The sequence below is a fragment of the Tidjanibacter massiliensis genome (assembly GCF_900104605.1).
GTDB lineage: Bacteria > Bacteroidota > Bacteroidia > Bacteroidales > Rikenellaceae > Tidjanibacter > Tidjanibacter inops.
This window is the reverse complement of the sequence record NZ_LT629960.1, coordinates 373,393-390,451: the sequence shown is the minus strand read 5'-3', so window position 1 is coordinate 390,451 and position 17,059 is coordinate 373,393. Positions and strand designations below refer to the sequence as shown.

Genomic DNA, 17,059 nt, shown 5'->3' with positions numbered 1-17,059 from the left:
GAAAAGACGTTCCTTCCGTCGCGTATCTCCGACAGCCGGAGCGGACTGCAAACTTACGAAAAATATTCCGATTGTCGAAATAAGAACGCGCAGCCCTTCCCCGATATTATCCGGCCAAGGGCAAATGTCATGCCGGGAAACGTTACGGCCGGGCATGTCCCGGCCGTAACATTCCAGCTATCCACAGTCCGGGCTACCGGTCCGCAGGCATGCAGTACCCGGCCATCCGGCCGTATGCGGAAGCACGTACCGCCTCTGCGGCAGAAGCCCTGCCGCGCAAGACAGCCGATTCGAGGAACCCGGTGTCGCGCTCATCGGAGACCTCCACCGCCCCGCGAAAGGCAGCCGTAATCCGGTTACCGGCCATATCGGCACCGTCCAGCGCAACGGCATACGTTTCGCCGTCCCGCTCGACCGTCACCGTTCCCGACACAACCGCCGCGACATTCCCAATGGCTCCGTTCTCTATCCCCATGTAGAAGCAACCCATGAAAAGATTCCGGTAGACAAATCCCGCCATGGCTACCGATTCCCTGTCCTCGAACGAAACGGGATAGGTGCCCGACGGTATCCCCTCCGTCACCGAAAGAGGCGTCAGAAACTCCAGCATCAGGATATCCCCCGAACCGGTGAAGCCCGCATCGCCAACATCGAGTCCGTCAGCCAACAGCACCATGCTCCAATAGTTCAGCCCCGCCATATACTCCTCTCCCACGAAGGAGAGGCCGCCTACGGCGAGGCCGGCCGCTTCTATATCCTCTGCAAGCGTAGTATTCGTCACGAGGTGATACACGGCAAAATCCCCCTCACACCGTGCGGTGAACACCGTACCGTCGCTGAGCTCGAAATCGAAGACAAACGTACAGCCCATCCCCGCATAGGATACCTTCATGCTGCCTCCGACCACATACTTGATGTCGGTCAGCACTCCTGCGCTGTAATACTGCACCATCGACCCCTGAGCATTGGCTCCGGGGAACAGCGTATTCTCGGCCGTATAATCCATGTAGTCGTTCACCGGATATTCGCCGGGAGCTATGCGTACGTCCGAACCCGTCTTCGCATAGGAGGCGGCCATTCCCACTATCATCTGTATCCCCTCTTCCACAGCGTAACCGTTGGCTGCGTCGATGAATTCGGCATCGCCCATTTTGAACACCAGGGAGTGCAATCCCGTACCGACAGCGGCGAGGTCGCCGAAATAACAGGAATACCCCTCATCGAACTGCATATCGTACTCGGCCTCGGAGGCACCCTGTTCCACGGTTACGGTCTGCGTACTGCCGTCCCCGGCCGTAACGGTTATCAGCGCCTTGCGCACCATGCTCCCGAAATTCTCGCACGGCGTCATATAGATATTAGCCTCGTCGGCGGTCACCGTCAGCCACCCTTCGGACTCCTGGTCAGCCACGGCACTCCATTCGGCCGCACCGGAAACGGATACCGATTCAGTATGCGTTTCGCCGGGATTGAACCAGACATAATTTTCGGAAACCCGCAGGCCCCCTTCTTTGCTGTCGGGGTCGCACCCCCCGAACAGCGCAGCCGACAGCAGCGCCGCCACCAGTCCGACCGTCTTCACGACATGACGTCTCTTCATTGGATTCGATTTTCAGGTTAAATGACAATAGTGAATTAAAGATAGTTATTTCTTTTGATAAAACAATACGTCCGGCAAATATAACTTGCCGGACGTCCGTATGCAACAATATATATCAATCGTGCACGATATGCGCGTTCGTCCTCCGGACGAGCGGCGCATACGCCGGAACGGGCAGCACATCGATGCCCGCCTCGCGCAGCAGGCGCGTCCCCTCACACCGCACGAAACAGGCCGGTTCGGCATAGGCATATACCACCCTGGAGGCCCCCGACCGAATAATCCGTTCGGTGCAGCTCACCGGCTTCGACGCCCGTACCGAACAGGGCTCCATCGAAGTATAGACACAGGCGCCGAGCAAATCGGCACCGTCGGCCGCCGCCTTCGCCAGGGCCTCCTCTTCGGCATGGTTCCGACAATCCGTCTCATGAGTATAGCCCTCGTACTCCCGGCCGTCGCGCACGGCCACCACGCACCCTACCCGATAGGCCGTACCGCACGGTTCGCTGCGTTCGCCCAACTCCACCGCACGCAGCAACCGGCGCCGGTCGGTCAGCGTCAACCCGTCCGAGGCCGGACGGAAAGCGTATTCGTACACCTCCATATCGCCCACCCTCCGCACGACCTTCGCCGCACGACCTTCGAACGGCAGACGGCCGAATTCCGGAAAACGCGGGGCACGCGTATCGCCCACCGTCGCAGGCGACACGGCGAGCCTCAGAGAATCCACGACTCCCGCATCGAGAAACATGCCGATGGTACGGGCTCCGCCCTCCACCATCAGCGAACGCACGCCGAACCCCTCCAGTGCATCCAAGATGCCGCCGGCAGTTATCTCCTCCAGCGCGACGACACGCACGCCGGAGGGCAAACGCTCCTCCAGCCCTCTTCGCACGGCAGGTACCGTAACGACTATCTTTTCGGCACCGGGGCCCTCGGTAAAGAAACGCGCCCCGGCATCGAGGCTGCCGCCGGCCGTCACCGTCACCTTCGTCAGGTCGGGCTTCATGCCCAGCCATTCGCGCCAGGTCCGCAACCCGGCATCGCGTATCACCAGCGACGGATTGTCGCGTCGCACGGTCTCCGCTCCTACAAGAATGGCATCGCACCAGGCTCTGAGCCGGTGTACCTCGGCCCAATCCTCCGCGCAAGACAGTACGAGCCGGCGGGGCGTACAATCGTCCAAATAGCCGTCACTCGATACCGCCGCCGATACAATCACCTCCATCGCTTCTCCTCAATTCAAACAAAGTTATCTCCGGACGGGCGCCTATGCGCATGGGCACCATGGCATACCCTATTCCGTCATTCACATACAGCATCCGCTCTCCGTCGGCATAGGGGCCGCTCCATTCATCGTAAAACCATGCGGCGGGCGACCACTGCCATTTCTGGCCCAGCCGCAGCTTCATCTGCAGGCTGTGTACATGACCCGAGAGCGTCAGGTCGCCCCGGCCCGCAGCCATAATCCGGTGCCATGCCTGCGGAGCATGGGAAAGGGTGATGCCGAACAGCTTCTCCGGCAACCCGGCATAGGCTTCCGAAAGGTCAAGCTCCCTCTCGATTCGCTCATGACTCCGATGTACGAGCTCTTCCGGAAACGACAGCCCCGTCAGGGCGATGGAATCGCCGCCCCGTACAAGTATCGCGGAGCTGTCCCTCAGCACCGTCCAGCCCAACGAACGCTGCGCCTCCACGATGTGCCGGACGTTCTCCTGCGGCGGATACGCCACCGTATCGCGAATGTATATACCCAGGTCGTGATTGCCGAGCACCGCATACACCCCGTCGCGGCTCCGGATTCCGGAGAGAATTTCCAGCACGCGGCCGTCAAGCTCGCGATAGTCGTAATTGACGATATCGCCGCAATTGACCACCACATCGGCATCGAGCGCATTGATGATATCCACCATCCTGCGAAGCACCCGGTCGCGGCCGAGCAGCAGTCCCGTATGTACGTCGGAAAACATCGCCACGCGGAACCCGTCGAATCCGACCGGAAGGCGGGACGAAGCCACCTCCACCCGTTCCACGCGGATACGGCTCCGCCCGACCGTCAATCCGTAGAGCAGTACGGCTCCGAGCAACGTACAGCAGACTGCCGCCGTTATCCCCATCGCCCTGCCACGCCCCGTACGGCGCCCTATATAACCGAACAGGACGAACAACAGCTTCGCCAGCCCGTTGAACAGAAAGAGGACGAGCACGATGCCGAAGGCGCGCATGAACCATCCGGCGGTATCGCCCCCGGCGAACGCATATGCCACACCACCGGCCACGGCAAGCCACAGCAGGACGGTGAGCACGATATACGCCACACCGGCCGGGCTCCGGCGGCCCGTACGCCCCAGATGTCTCAGAAGCGAATATTCGCAGTAGAGCGTCAGCGCCACGAACAGGACAAAACAAGCGAGTATCATAACGAATCACATTTTTCTTCCGCCGCCCGCCCGAAACCGTTCCCGACCGCACCGTACAGCAACCGGACGGACGGCGGGGAGATGCGGCCGGACGACCGCTGCAAAGATACCCTTTTTCGCGGATACGCGACGGTACCGGCCCGCAGAAACGATACCGGAAAGAGAGGCCAAAACGGTTTTTAGCAGGGGACGGATTAGGATTTCTGAGGAAGATTCGCTATCTTTGTTTGATTTTTTCAGTACAGCCAGCATGGAGAAGAATCCTGTGATAGAACTGCGGAACGTGGCCGTATTCCATTCGGCGAAACCTGGTTCGTCCAACCCGAAAAAGCGGGGAGAGATGGTCGTTTCGGGCGTGAATCTCACGGTATGCGAAGGCGAAATGGTCTATTTCATCGGCAAGGTGGGCAGCGGCAAAAGCTCGCTCATCAAGACGCTTTACGCCGAGGTACCGCTCGTCGAGGGCGAGGGGCGCATCGTAGGGTTCGACCTGCGTCGCATGAAGCGGCGCGACATCTCCCGCCTGCGGCGCAGCATCGGCATCGTCTTTCAGGACTACCAGCTCCTCTCGGACAGGGACGTGTTCGGCAACCTGCACTACGTCATGAAGGCCACCGGGTGGAAGAACGAAACCGACATGCGCAAACGCATCGAGGAGGTGCTCTCCGTCGTGGGTCTGGAGAACAAGGCGTTCAAGATGCCTTTCGAACTCTCCGGCGGCCAGCAGCAGCGTCTGGCCGTGGCACGCGCACTGGTCAACAATCCGCGCGTGATACTGGCCGACGAACCGACGGGCAATCTCGACCCGTGGGCGGCGGAAGACATCATGGAGGTGTTCCGGCGTATCGTCGCAGGGGGGTGCTCCATCGTCATGTCCACGCACAACATCGCCAACATCGAGCAATTCCCGGCACGTACGATACGTTTTAACAAAGGGAAGGTCGAAGAGATAGACATCAGCTCCGTATTGGGCGCTTAACCGAAAGGAACGACTTAATTCAGGGAAACGAAATATGAGCGAATTGGAAAACGGCAAACCGGTAAACCACGAAGAGTATTCCGCATCGAGCATACAGGTGCTCGAAGGACTGGAGGCAGTGCGCAAACGTCCGGCCATGTACATCGGCGACATCGGCGTGCGGGGTCTGCACCATCTGGTATACGAAATAGTGGACAACTCGATAGACGAGGCACTGGCCGGTTACTGTACCGACATAGAGGTCACGATAAACGAAAACAACTCCATCACCGTGGAGGACAACGGGAGGGGTATCCCGGTCGATTTTCACGAGAAAGAGGGCAAATCGGCTCTGGAGGTGGTGCTCACCGTGCTGCACGCGGGCGGTAAATTCTCGAAGGACAGCTACAAGGTGTCGGGCGGACTGCACGGCGTGGGCATGTCGTGCGTGAACGCCCTCTCCACACAGTTCGAGGTGGAAGTGCGCCGCGACGGCAAGATACACCGCCAGACCTACAGCATCGGCGCCCCGACCTCCGAAATCGAAATCATCGGCACCTGCGGGAACACGGGGACGAAAATCACCTTCCTGCCCGACGCCTCCATCTTCACTACCACCGAATACAGTTACGACGTCCTGTCGGCCAGGCTCCGTGAGCTGGCCTACCTCAACAAGGGCATCCGGCTCAGCATCACCGACCGGCGCGAACGGGACGAAAACGGGAACTTCCGCGGCGAAGTGTTCTACTCGGTCGAAGGGCTCAAGGAGTTCGTCAAGTACCTCGACGAGAACCGGGGCACGCCGCTGACCGAAGACATCATCTACATCGACACCGAAAAGGACGGCATTCCCGTGGAGGTGGCCATGCAGTACAACGACAGCTTTTCGGAAAACGTCCACTCCTACGTGAACAACATCAACACCATCGAGGGCGGCACGCACCTGACCGGTTTCCGCCGGGCGCTGACGCGCACGCTCAAGAAATACGCCGACGACTCCGGACTGCTCTCCAAGCTGAAGTTCGACATCAACGGCGACGACTTCCGCGAGGGACTCACCGCGGTGGTCTCCGTAAAGGTTTCCGAACCGCAGTTCGAGGGTCAGACGAAAACCAAACTGGGCAACAGCGAAGTGGCCGGAGCGGTGGACCAAGCCATCTCCCAGGCGCTCAACAATTACCTCGAAGAGAATCCGAAAGATGCCCGTGCCATCGTGAACAAGGTGATACTGGCCGCCACGGCCCGTAACGCCGCACGCCATGCCCGCGAACTGGTGCAGCGCAAGACAGTGCTTTCCGGCTCCGGTCTGCCGGGCAAGCTGGCCGACTGCTCCTCGCGCGACCGCGAAAAGACGGAGATTTTCTTCGTCGAGGGAGATTCCGCAGGCGGCACGGCCAAACAGGGTCGCGACCGGCTTTTCCAGGCCATCATGCCGCTCCGCGGTAAAATCCTGAACATCGAAAAGGCACAGGAGCACAAGATGTGGGAGAACGAGGAGATCAAGAACATGTTCACTGCCCTCGGCGTGTCGATAGGCACCGAAGAGGACAGTAAGGCGCTGAACCTCGAGAAACTGCGTTACGGCAAAATCATCATCATGACCGATGCCGATGTGGACGGAAGTCACATCGCCACGCTGATGCTCACCTTCTTCTTCCGCAAAATGAAAGACCTCATCGAACTGGGTCATATCTATATCGCCACTCCTCCGCTTTACCAGGTACGCAAGGGGACGCAGAAACGTTATTGCTGGACGGAAGAGGAACGCGAACAGGCCATCGCCGATTTCGGCACCAAGGGCGTACACACCCAGCGCTACAAAGGTCTGGGTGAAATGAACGAAGAACAGCTTTGGGAGACCACCATGAATCCCGAAACGCGCATCCTGCGTCAGGTAACCATCGAGAACGCCGCCGAAGCAGACCGCATCTTCTCGATGCTGATGGGCGACGACGTGCCGCCGCGCCGCGAATTCATCGAAAAGAACGCACGCTACGCCAAGATAGACGCCTGAGGCCGACACGGCCCAATATCTAAAGCGACTGTCCGGATATTCCGGACAGTCGCTTTTATCTTCTGAAAACGTTCCTCGGCCAAAGCTCCTACTCGGCCTCATATCCGCGCTCAACCGCCACCAGCAAACAGGCCGTCAGCATACACGACCGTGACTCCGGAACAGGGGTACATGGCGGACACATTTCCGGCACTCCGTGCTCCTCTCACATCGCCTTTCGCAGCGGCACTCCCGCTTCCCGCCGTGCGACGTATCCCGCACAAACAACGCCTCCGCTCCGCACGCTTCCTTGAAGCAAACCAACCGCAGGCCCGTTCCCGCGAACGGTCCCCCGGCAACTCACCGGCTCCGTCCGGAAAATGCCCGCACGACCGACCTCGGAACCGCTCCCTCCACGATACGCCGCGGGCGGCCGTTCCTCAGGCCTTCTGCGTCTTGCCGATGAAATACTCCATGGCAGTAAGCACCTTCTCCCTGACATCCGGCTGCGACAGCACAAGGTCGTGAAGTCCGCCGGGTATCTCCTCCAGCGTCACATTGTCGCCGAGCTTCGCACCGTACCGCGCAATATGCCCGACATTCAGGATGGTATCGGAAACGAGCGCCTCCTCGTGCCACCGCTTATGATAGGTCGATCTATCGGAAAACATTACCAATACGGGAATGGGTAGCCCCAATCCCCTGTGTACGCTACGCTGGGCCAGACGCACGGCCCGAAGCCATGCCAGATAGAGGGGCGGCGCCTGTTCCGGCTTCCACCGCGTATCAAATTCCCACTCCCCGTAACGGGAAGCATGTACCGACTTGAAATAATTAGGAGAGAGCACATTCCTCACTTTCGCGTAGGGAAACAGGAGACTCAGGGCCCCTGCTACAGGAATGACCGCCCTGCGCACGAACCATCCCGTATTGAATTCGAGAAAAGGCGAATTAAGAATCAACCGGTTGATGAATCCCCGCCGTGCACCTTCCGCACAGTAAAGCGCCGACAGCAGTCCGCCGGTCGAATGGCCTATCAAGGTGATGTCGGTATTGCCGTCGGCCAATATAACGTCTATCGCCGCATCCATCTCCGGGAAATACTCCTCCATGCGGCGGCAGTAGTTGAAGTGTTGGTGCGGCATCCACGAACGCCCGTATTTCCGCAGGTCAAGGGCATAGAAATTCCTACCATGCCCTGCGAAATGCCTTCCCATATGGTACTGGAAGTAATAATCCAGATAACCGTGTACATAGAGCACCGCCGAAGCGGAGGGAGGCTCCGCCCTCAGCGAAACGACCGTCGCCGTAACGGGCCCCTCGTAATCGTCGGGCAGCTTCACCACCCTCGTTTCATGTCCGTAATTCTCCATGACCGCCCCTTTCTACTGTACCCTGAAAAAGACCCTGTCGAGCGAATAACGCATACCGCCGCTGATGACCAGCATCACGTATATTCCCATATAGACGAACGAAAGCTCGTGTGCCGCGAACGGTTCGCCCGGCACGGCCAGGAACGAAGCCACGAACATACCCACGGCGAGTATCAACGCCGCAGGACGTACGAACAGCCCTACGATGAGCAACAGCGAACATATGGTCTCCGCACCGATTATCAATACGAGGGAGGCTTCGCTCCCTATCCCCAGCGGGTCGGGAAAGGTCGTGAAGAGCATCTCGTAATTGTTGATTTTCCCTATGCCGTGAATCAGCATGAGCACCCCTGCGAAGATACGCATGAAGAATATCGCCGAATCGTTCCACCGCTCGGTCGAGAGAAATTTGTAAATCCTTTTTCTGGTATCCATATTCCGTATGACTTTTGGTTTTCTGACAAAACAGCAGTCCGCCGATTTGTTCGTTACCATCACCAATAACTGTACCAATTCTTTACCCGTCGGCAAACACACAATTGTTTCCGCCATTCGTTCTTCCGGCGGAAACCGCTCGAACCCTTGCCACGCACCCTTATCCGATACGGCGAACCGTCCATTACCACCCTATCCCGGCCGGAAGAATACCTCCCGTACGCCGGCACCCCAACCGGGACTGAGACCGGACGGTACCTCTTTTCAGAGAAAAAAACGGACCGTATCGATTACGGTCCGTCCCCACAACATTTGTATAACCCCCATTATACAAATTCTCTTTTTGCCATTTATTCGGGTCGCAGTGGTATGTCTTGTCTTGAAAGAAATCTGTTTCCGTTGCAAAGGAAAGAAAAAATCGAACCGTTTCAAAAAGAAACACACGATTAATAATACTTACAGATACTGAAATACACCGGATAGCATAAAATTTGCATACTTACAAATACCGACTGCTGCACAAACCGATACCTATAACCGGCCATGAACAGGGAAAAGAAAAAAAACGGGGACGACAAAACAAGCATCAATCAACTGCTTACGGCGATATTCATCTATTCATCGATATTCTTCGCAGCCGGACTGACATACGATATCGTACTCTACACGCTCGATGCGAAATGGTTCCTGTTAGCGGCCAATACCGCAGCCCTGCTGATGATGGGGGCGGTTTTCGCAGTCTATGCCGCCGGAAAGACAGATTCAGACATCGCCCTCTTCGCCAATATGCTTATCGTAACGCTCAACCTGGCCGTTTCCATCGTCTACGAGGGAATCGTCAACGGGCCGGACGCCTCGTTCACCGTACTGTTGGGAATGTGTATCTGCGCCCTGCCGATAATCATGGCCTCGCTGACCGGAATAAGGGCGGCACCGGTGATAATCACCCTCATCATCATCTGCTCCTATTCGGTCAGCGCCATCCTCATCGGCGACGAAAAACTCTTTCTCTGCATGCCTATCCTGATGCTCATCTACACAGGAGCTCCGATAGCACTGAAGAGTATCGTCATCCTCTCCCGCAGGCTCGAGCGCGAAAAGATAGAAATCACCCGCGAAAAGAGCGAATTCCTGCGGATAATGAATATCGAAGCGGAGCGCTTCAAGCTGATAGGCGCCCACGGCACCAGAGAGGCCGCCAAACTGATGGACGAACTCGACGCCAAGGTGCGCGATACGCTCGTGTCGCAGGTCAAACATGTCATCCACTCGGAAGAGATGGTCAGGGAAGCGATAAGGAAACGGCATCCGGAGCTTACCGATGCGGAAGCGGAAGTCGCACTGCTGATAGTAAAGGATAAGACCGTGTCGGAAATCTGCGAAATCCGACACGTATCACCTTCGACCGTAACCTCGATACGCAGCAGACTCAGGAAGAAAGCGGGCCTCCGGCCGGAAGAAAGCCTGAAAAGTCACCTGAAATCGGTGGTAAACGCCTATATCACTGCCGGATGACCGAAACGCCCTACCGCAGGAAACAGCCGCTCCCGTTTCACACGGTCAGAGTCACTCCATACTCCCGCAGCATGTCAGCCAGCAAACCGGCCGTGTCGGACGAATCGACCAACCGGGCCAAATGCCCCGTAAAATAGAGGTCGGCACCGGGACGGTCGGGAGGAGAGGGCCATATCTTCACCTGGTCGGGAAGGTCATGCGGCAGGACGGCATACGGAGCCCCCGTCCCGAACTCCGCCCCATACAGGGGCAGCTTCAGAAAATCATTCACGTAAAATACCGTGGGCCGGCGGCTGTTCATGCCGGAAAGGTTTATGGGAAGATAAGGCACCCTGCCGGCAATCGCCGCAAAGTACAGCGCCGTAAACTCCCCGAGTCCGGCACCGTCGTCACCGAACATCTTCCTCAGCATGGCATCGACGGAGGCAGCGACCTCGAAAAGGGTGCTGCCGGCCGGGAAAGGCCCCGCCGTCAGATTACAAACGGCATTGCCGGCGAAACCCGCCGGCAAGCCGGGTATGCGTCCACGCAGGTCGGTCACTGTTATGTGGGAACAGGCCGTTTCCGGAGCGAGTCCTTCTAGGCGGATACACATCTTTGCGACAAGGGCGGACAGAATAACGTGTATCCCGTACCGCACGCCATGCCTGTCGTTGAAAGCCTGCCTCAACTGTTCCAAATCACCGGCACCGATGTGCAGGGGCAGCGACCTGCGCCGGCCGATACCCGTCGCGGCAGCCCAGACGGTCTGGAAGAGCTGCCGCCACCCGACAGGATACCATCCGGCCGCCTTCACACTGCGAAGAAGCTCCTCCGCAGACAGGGTTGCGGGCTGCGGCAACAAGGATTGGTCCGCAACGGGCTGCACCACCGGTTCGCCGCGGTGCAGCCTGCCCCAATTCTCCACCAACGTATAGAACGCATTGCCGTCCATGCAGCCATGCGCACCATGGAGGCTCAGCACGGTACCGTCGGCCAGCCGTGTAAGCCTCACGCTCAACGGCGCCTGCCTTCCCCGTTTGAAACCCGACAGGTCGAAATGTGCCCCGAAACGTTTCGGAGCATCCGGCATGAGCACCGCCTGCTCCAGCCTGCAACGCGGTGCTTCATCCACCGCAAAAGGTACGCCCGAATTGTCGCACGCCACAGCCTCCCCTCTCATTACCCTGCCGCACAGGTGCGGATAATATCCGAGCAGCCGGGCGAACGACTCTTTCATGGCTGCGGCATCGAGCCTTCCGTGAAAAAGCCACATTCCCTTTATCACCATATTCAGGCATGCCCTGTCCAGCACCGAAAACCGCCATTCGCCACCCGGCTGTGCCCCGGCAGCCCTTATCATCTCCGTCTCCATACATCCAATCCTATTTCGCCGCAAGATAAGCAATTACCTGCAACGATGTTATCCGTCCGCATCCTATTCCGTCACCGTCCGGACAGGGCGGGAGCCACCGCATACGGCCAAAATCGCATCAACGCCCCGGCATACCGACCGGTGGTTACGACCAGACGGCCTACGACACCGCCCGCATCCGGAACAGAAAAGAGCGCCCCTACTCCCGCCCGGCACAGCCGACAGAACATGGCATGAAGAACACGGTGCAGGACGCAAAAAACGAAGTGCCGAAAAAGCGGTCACAGACATCCCGCAACCGCATGTCCGGGCGTCCTGCCCGGAGCGTCCCATAAAAAGAATGCGCAGGCTCCGGCCCGCGCACTGCAAATCCGTTACGGAAAGGCTTTTGCCCAGCCCTTTCCACCCCGCTTGTCCTATTCGGCAGCAGCTTCGTCTTTCTCTCCGTCGGTCTCCGTACCGTCTTCCTTTTCGAGGCGGAAATCGGTCATGCCCGCCCCTACGAGCAGATTGAACCACGACACGACCTTCTTCATGTCGGACACATGCACCCGGTCGCGGTCGTAATCGGGCACAACCTCGCCGAAAGTCTTTTTCAACAGCACCGCATCCGATTTGGCATCTATCGTCGGCTTTCCGTCCGTATAGGCGTAGAATTTCTCAAACACCTGCCAAAGGGGCAGCTCTTCGGTTTCGGTGTAGATGGCTATCTCGGCCAATGCGCTTATCTTGGCCGTTCCCGAAGAGTTCATTCGCCTGCCGTCGGCCAGCGATTCCACGATGACACCATTGCTGCTGCGGGCCACGTAACGAAAAAGTCCCGGCTGGCCGGAAATCGCAAGGATATCTTTCAGTTCCATATCGGTCATTGTTTTAATTAAAAATTTTTAGCCTCACAAATATAGAACAATCACATTCACGAACAAAATAAACGTCAGTTCATCTCTTCGATGGAAAGAATGCCGTTGCGCGTCACCACCAGGCGGAAACGCTTGTACTCGGAGCCGGCACCGTAACGAAACTGCATGACGAAATTGATGTAGTATATCCTGTCGGTGTAGATGACCTCCACGCTGCCGTCGTCGCGCAGGCGGCGCAGCGGAGTCTGCGGGTCGTCCATTTTCAGCGTGAAACGGCCGAAATGGAGCCGTAGGATGTCGTTGATGCCCGAAAGCCTGTATTCGTCATACTTGGCGAGCTCCTGCCCGTCGATATAGACCAGCTTGCGGTAGAGGATTATCTTCTCGTCAAATATCCGGTTCTCCGCCTCGAGCAGCGGCGTCCGGCCGCGCATCTCCATCACTTCCGGGGGCACCTTCCCGTCGCTGATGAAATCCATCCCCTCCTTGAGCCACCCTATCGGCTGTTCCTTGATGTTGATGTCGGCCTTGTGGTCGAAATATTTGCGTCCGAGCCGGTGCGCGAAATAGTAGCGGGCGAGCTCCTTGATTCTGTCCTTGAGCATATAGCTCACGACGAGTGCCACGAAAAGGGGACCGGAAAAGTTACCGAACCGGCGCTGGAATGCGAAGGCCACGACCGTAGCGAACACCATGGCGATACCGGCGGCGATGCTGTAATAAATCTGACGGACGGTCTTCCCGTCCTGTTTCTTGTCGAGTTTGATATAGAGGTCGCTGCTGATGTACTTCTTCAGCACGTTGTGGCGATACACGAGCCGACGGTTCCCCTGCGGGTCGTCCGGAGCGACCGCCGCATATCCCCGTGCCCTCTTGTAATCCGCCTCCTCGCGGATAAGCTCCTCCACGGCTGCCGAAGCGGTACCCGCCCCCTCGTCGCCGCGGAACCGTCCGAGAGACTGCAAAAGCCGAAACGAAAAGCTCTCTGTCAGGCGACTCATGTATTCGTCGCCGAAATCGTACAGGTGCTTCAGGTCGACACCGACCTGAGGTACATCGATGATACGCGCGGCCTCCCGGTAAGCGTCCACCGTCCTCCTCGCGTCGGCTACGAATTTCCGGCACAACTCCTCCGCGACGGAGGCCGTCCCGCACTCCTCTACGGCATACACCGCCTCGCGCATGGCACTCTTGACGATGGCGGAGAACATCTTGATATGGTACTCGTAATCCGCCACATGTTCGCGCGAAGGGTCGGCAGCCAGACCGGAAAGCGCCCGGCGGATATGTTCCAGCGGCACCGCGGCCCCCCCGGCTATCTCTCCCAGTGGAAAAATGGGCGTGATGAAGCGCACATTGGATTTCACGTCGCGGTAGAAATCCTCCTTCCCGTACGTGGCCGGATTGATGTCGAGGCTGTTCGGGAGGAATATCCACGTATTGATGGCAAAATCGTTACCGCGCTCCCCATCCGCCACGAAGCCCACCTTGAACTCCACCGAAAACTTATCGTGTATCTTGGCTTTGATATCTATCATAACATCAGCAATCGCAAAACCGCCCGAGCGAACGTACAGGCACGCCGCCCGGATACCGGACACCAGCAGACCGGAGCGGGGCGGACGGCCGGCCCAACAGGCCGTCCCGGATATCTACTGCTCCCGAGCCCCGTCCCGTTCGGTCTCCTGTCGGAGTACGGCTCCGGACGTCGCCGCCGAAGTCAGGTTCACATCCAACTGGTTGAAAGGTATGGTCAGTCCGTGTTCGGAGAAGGTCTTGTAAACCTTCTCATTCATGTCGTAATAGACGTTCCAGTACTCGGAAGTGTCCGTCCATGCCCTCACGACTATCTGTACGGAACTGTCGGCCAGATTGCTCAGTGCAATGAGATACTCGGGCGAACGCTGTATTCTGGAATCGGCCTCTATCAAGCCGGCCAACACCTTGCGCGCTTCGTCGTAACTGTCGCCGTACGAAATGCCGAACGTCCATTCGATGCGGCGCGTACCGGATTCGGTCACGTTGTTCACGATGCTGGAAGACATGCCGCCGTTGGGAATGATGATGGTCTTGTTGTCCGGAGTTATCAGCACCGTATTGAAGAGATTGATGGCCTTCACGGTACCCTCGACACCCTGCGACACGATATAGTCGCCCGTGCGGAAAGGTTTGAGCAGCAGGATAAGCACCCCGCCCGCAAAGTTCTGGAGCGTTCCGCTCAATGCCATGCCGACGGCAAAACCGGCCGAAGCGAGTATCGCCAGGAACGACGTCGTCCTTATGCCGAGCACTCCCACGATTATCATGACGAGGAATACCCAGACCACTATCCGCAGGATACTCCGGATAAAGGAATTGAGCGAGGGGTCCAGCCCGCGTTTCTCGAATATGCGGTTCAGGAGTCCGTCGGCCTTTCGGATGAGCCAGCGCCCCACGATATAGATAAGTACCGCAGCGACCAGCTTTCCTCCGAGCTTGACGGCCTCGTGCAGCAGGTCGTCCCAGCTCATCTGGAGAATGCGGTGAAGCCAGTTCTCGAATTTGCCGAGCACTTCGCTGTCCTCGGGAATATCCACATTCGGTTTGGAGAGTTGTAGAAAAAGATTCATGCGCAAAACGATTTACATACAGTTCGACATTGGGTAAGGGATGCGGAACGGCATGAAACCGTGCATCCAAACTGCGGTAAAGATACGCTTTATCCGCCGGAACACGAAATGCGGAGCATCGGAAAATCACTGCTTTTGCTCTCCCCGAAGGGCTGCTCCGGACCGAAGGGAGCCGTCCCCGGCCGGTCTTTTCTCCGGAATCGCTTCGTTCCGGCCGAACCGCCACACAGGAAGCCCATCGACTTCGACCGCCTCCTTCGGTTTTCATCGAATATTTGCTATATTTGCACGGTTTTACCGGAAAGGCCCGGATGGTGGAATAGGTAGACACGCGGGACTTAAAATCCCGTGGGCAGCGATGTCCGTGCGGGTTCGATTCCCGCTCCGGGTACACGGCCATGATTTGCTTTGATTGTCAATGCGAATCATGGCCGTTTTCTTTCTTGGGAGGCCATTCCACGGCCCTCTCGCCGTAAGCTCCTACCACCCGACAAACAGCCGGATACGCCGTTTCCACCGATACCCGCCCGGCAGCCGGACAAGACAGCTCCCGCCGTCGGGAAGAGCCGCGGGTTCGCACACCGTATGCAGAACCGCGAATTTCCGTGCCTGTCTATATATTCTTCCAAAATATCTATATTTGGAACTCCAAACGATTTCGTACCGCAATGACACGGATAATTCCCCTTTTGTTTGCCCTCCTGACCGTCACCGGCGGAAAGGCGGGTGCCGTCCTGCCCGGCAGCCGGACATTCGCACAGCGCTCCGGCACCGCATGTTCCGTTCCGAACGACAGCCTCTGCATCACGACCGCCGCCCCGTTGCTGCCCGCTGCCGCTGCACAGCCTCTATACGGCCTCGAAGCTCCCGACTATACACCTGCCCTCCGCAACCCGCTGCGGATGCCGGAGAGCGTCCGGCCCCGCCGCGACTTCTGGCACTCCACCGGCGCCCGGTTCATCATTCCGGCCGGTTTCATCACCTACGGCGTCGTAGCGCAATGCAACCCACTCCTGCAAAAAGCCAATGCCGAAGTCAAATCCGCCGCATTCCGGGCCTTTCCAGGCCGGACGCATGTGGACGACTACCTGCAATACGCCCCCGTAGCCGCCTACTTCGGCCTCTCATGGATAAAGACCGAGCACAACTTTTTGGAAAAAACCATCGTGGCTGCCACTTCGTACCTCGTCATGGCCGCCATCGTCAATACCATGAAATTCGCCATCCCCGTCCAGCGCCCCGACGGTTCGGCATGGAACTCCTTCCCCTCAGGACACACTGCAACCGCCTTCACGGGCGCACATCTGCTGTTCCGCGAATACAAAAGCGTATCGCCGTGGATAGGCATCGCAGGCTACGCGGCCGCCACGGCGACAGGTGTCATGCGCATACTCAACAGGCGCCACTGGCTGAGCGACGTCGTCACGGGTGCGGGCATCGGCATCGCCAGCGTCGAAATCGCCTACCTCCTGCTGCCCGTATTCGACCGGTGGATTTACGGTAAAAAGGAGGAAACGACGAGACGGACGAGCATGATGTTCGCCCCGGCCGTCGGATACGGCTACTACGGAGCCGGATTCGCCTGCGTGTTCTAAGAGACGCGCCGGACAGGGCAATTTACCTTTCCCTGTCCGCTTCCGGGACACAGCGCGGAATATTCTCTCTTTTCGGTCTGCCCCGCCCATCACCTCGGACTTCGACCGCTTTTTCCAGTACGCGGAAAAGCCCTGGCTCCGACCGGCGACAGCAACGACGAGAACGTCCTCACCGATACCGCCTGGCAATTGATAACGGAGCAGGGTTACGAACGAAGCGGAGATTATTTGGAGGAATGGAGCGACAAGGCAGACGATTTCGACGCCACCTATCTGTTCCGCGACGACCATACCGGTACTACACCGCCCGGCGAATATTCCAACGGTGAGGAAACTACCTCCGTTTC

The 17,059-nt window shown here is 58.0% G+C and carries 13 protein-coding genes and 1 tRNA gene; 5 read left to right on the top strand and 9 right to left on the bottom strand.

Annotated features, from left to right (window positions below):
- Positions 1-193: 193 nt before the first annotated feature.
- The 3 genes from BQ5361_RS02615 to BQ5361_RS02605 all read right to left on the bottom strand — a co-directional run bounded on the left by BQ5361_RS02615 (position 194) and on the right by BQ5361_RS02605 (position 4,020).
- A complete protein-coding gene (locus BQ5361_RS02615) occupies positions 194-1,600 on the bottom strand; it encodes a BACON domain-containing protein (RefSeq protein WP_035471765.1) in 1,407 nt (468 codons plus the stop codon).
- A 115-nt stretch (positions 1,601-1,715) separates the two neighbouring features.
- A complete protein-coding gene (locus tag BQ5361_RS02610) occupies positions 1,716-2,828 on the bottom strand; it encodes a dihydrofolate reductase family protein (protein ID WP_035471763.1) in 1,113 nt (370 codons plus the stop codon).
- Complete coding sequence (locus BQ5361_RS02605) at positions 2,794-4,020, bottom strand: metallophosphoesterase (RefSeq protein WP_052130961.1); 1,227 nt, start codon at positions 4,018-4,020, stop codon at positions 2,794-2,796. The genes BQ5361_RS02610 and BQ5361_RS02605 overlap by 35 nt, the downstream gene beginning before the upstream one ends.
- Before the next feature lie 250 nt (positions 4,021-4,270).
- Here BQ5361_RS02605 and BQ5361_RS02600 point away from each other — a divergent pair, with 250 nt between their 5' ends.
- Complete coding sequence (locus tag BQ5361_RS02600) at positions 4,271-4,999, top strand: cell division ATP-binding protein FtsE (RefSeq protein WP_022064104.1); 729 nt, start codon at positions 4,271-4,273, stop codon at positions 4,997-4,999.
- Between the two features lie 34 nt (positions 5,000-5,033).
- Positions 5,034-6,992, top strand: a complete 1,959-nt coding sequence (gene gyrB / locus BQ5361_RS02595; RefSeq protein ID WP_022064105.1) for a DNA topoisomerase (ATP-hydrolyzing) subunit B — start codon at positions 5,034-5,036, stop codon at positions 6,990-6,992.
- A 419-nt stretch (positions 6,993-7,411) separates the two neighbouring features.
- On the opposite strand, the gene BQ5361_RS02590 is transcribed toward gyrB, so the two are convergent.
- The gene (locus BQ5361_RS02590) at positions 7,412-8,344 is read right to left on the bottom strand and encodes an alpha/beta hydrolase (RefSeq protein ID WP_022064106.1); all 933 of its coding nucleotides are present in this window, start codon (positions 8,342-8,344) and stop codon (positions 7,412-7,414) included.
- A gap of 12 nt (positions 8,345-8,356) precedes the next feature.
- Positions 8,357-8,779 carry a DoxX family protein gene (locus BQ5361_RS02585; protein WP_022064107.1) on the bottom strand — a complete coding sequence of 141 codons (423 nt, stop codon included), beginning with the start codon at positions 8,777-8,779 and terminating at the stop codon, positions 8,357-8,359.
- Positions 8,780-9,322: 543 nt separating this feature from the next.
- Here BQ5361_RS02585 and BQ5361_RS02580 point away from each other — a divergent pair.
- The gene (locus BQ5361_RS02580) at positions 9,323-10,294 is read left to right on the top strand and encodes a helix-turn-helix transcriptional regulator (RefSeq protein WP_071424906.1); all 972 of its coding nucleotides are present in this window, start codon (positions 9,323-9,325) and stop codon (positions 10,292-10,294) included.
- Positions 10,295-10,331: 37 nt separating this feature from the next.
- Here BQ5361_RS02580 and BQ5361_RS02575 read toward each other — a convergent pair whose 3' ends face one another.
- From BQ5361_RS02575 to BQ5361_RS02560, 4 genes are all read right to left on the bottom strand, one after another.
- Positions 10,332-11,648 (bottom strand): acyltransferase, encoded by a 1,317-nt coding sequence (locus BQ5361_RS02575; RefSeq protein ID WP_035471758.1) that lies wholly within the window; start codon positions 11,646-11,648, stop codon positions 10,332-10,334.
- Between the two features lie 416 nt (positions 11,649-12,064).
- On the bottom strand, positions 12,065-12,508 hold the full coding sequence (locus BQ5361_RS02570) for a DUF5606 family protein (RefSeq protein ID WP_035471756.1): 444 nt from the start codon (positions 12,506-12,508) through the stop codon (positions 12,065-12,067).
- A gap of 74 nt (positions 12,509-12,582) precedes the next feature.
- A complete protein-coding gene (locus BQ5361_RS02565) occupies positions 12,583-14,046 on the bottom strand; it encodes a hypothetical protein (protein ID WP_022064111.1) in 1,464 nt (487 codons plus the stop codon).
- Positions 14,047-14,160: 114 nt separating this feature from the next.
- Positions 14,161-15,117, bottom strand: a complete 957-nt coding sequence (locus tag BQ5361_RS02560; protein WP_081976768.1) for a mechanosensitive ion channel family protein — start codon at positions 15,115-15,117, stop codon at positions 14,161-14,163.
- Between the two features lie 305 nt (positions 15,118-15,422).
- Here BQ5361_RS02560 and BQ5361_RS02555 point away from each other — a divergent pair.
- Both BQ5361_RS02555 and BQ5361_RS02550 read left to right on the top strand, forming a co-directional pair.
- A tRNA-Leu gene (locus tag BQ5361_RS02555) sits at positions 15,423-15,508 on the top strand.
- Between the two features lie 277 nt (positions 15,509-15,785).
- The gene (locus tag BQ5361_RS02550) at positions 15,786-16,712 is read left to right on the top strand and encodes a phosphatase PAP2 family protein (protein ID WP_052130960.1); all 927 of its coding nucleotides are present in this window, start codon (positions 15,786-15,788) and stop codon (positions 16,710-16,712) included.
- The last annotated feature ends 347 nt before the right edge of the window (positions 16,713-17,059 follow it).

Bases quoted from the DNA above. Each gene is read 5' to 3' on its own strand.
- BQ5361_RS02615 (WP_035471765.1), bottom strand. From the start codon at position 1,600: ATGAAGAGACGTCATGTCGTGAAGACGGTCGGACTGGTGGCGGCGCTG.
- BQ5361_RS02610 (WP_035471763.1), bottom strand. From the start codon at position 2,828: ATGGAGGTGATTGTATCGGCGGCGGTATCGAGTGACGGCTATTTGGAC.
- BQ5361_RS02605 (WP_052130961.1), bottom strand. From the start codon at position 4,020: ATGATACTCGCTTGTTTTGTCCTGTTCGTGGCGCTGACGCTCTACTGC.
- BQ5361_RS02600 (WP_022064104.1), top strand. From the start codon at position 4,271: ATGGAGAAGAATCCTGTGATAGAACTGCGGAACGTGGCCGTATTCCAT.
- gyrB (WP_022064105.1), top strand. From the start codon at position 5,034: ATGAGCGAATTGGAAAACGGCAAACCGGTAAACCACGAAGAGTATTCC.
- BQ5361_RS02590 (WP_022064106.1), bottom strand. From the start codon at position 8,344: ATGGAGAATTACGGACATGAAACGAGGGTGGTGAAGCTGCCCGACGAT.
- BQ5361_RS02585 (WP_022064107.1), bottom strand. From the start codon at position 8,779: ATGGATACCAGAAAAAGGATTTACAAATTTCTCTCGACCGAGCGGTGG.
- BQ5361_RS02580 (WP_071424906.1), top strand. From the start codon at position 9,323: ATGAACAGGGAAAAGAAAAAAAACGGGGACGACAAAACAAGCATCAAT.
- BQ5361_RS02575 (WP_035471758.1), bottom strand. From the start codon at position 11,648: ATGGAGACGGAGATGATAAGGGCTGCCGGGGCACAGCCGGGTGGCGAA.
- BQ5361_RS02570 (WP_035471756.1), bottom strand. From the start codon at position 12,508: ATGGAACTGAAAGATATCCTTGCGATTTCCGGCCAGCCGGGACTTTTT.
- BQ5361_RS02565 (WP_022064111.1), bottom strand. From the start codon at position 14,046: ATGATAGATATCAAAGCCAAGATACACGATAAGTTTTCGGTGGAGTTC.
- BQ5361_RS02560 (WP_081976768.1), bottom strand. From the start codon at position 15,117: ATGAATCTTTTTCTACAACTCTCCAAACCGAATGTGGATATTCCCGAG.
- BQ5361_RS02550 (WP_052130960.1), top strand. From the start codon at position 15,786: ATGACACGGATAATTCCCCTTTTGTTTGCCCTCCTGACCGTCACCGGC.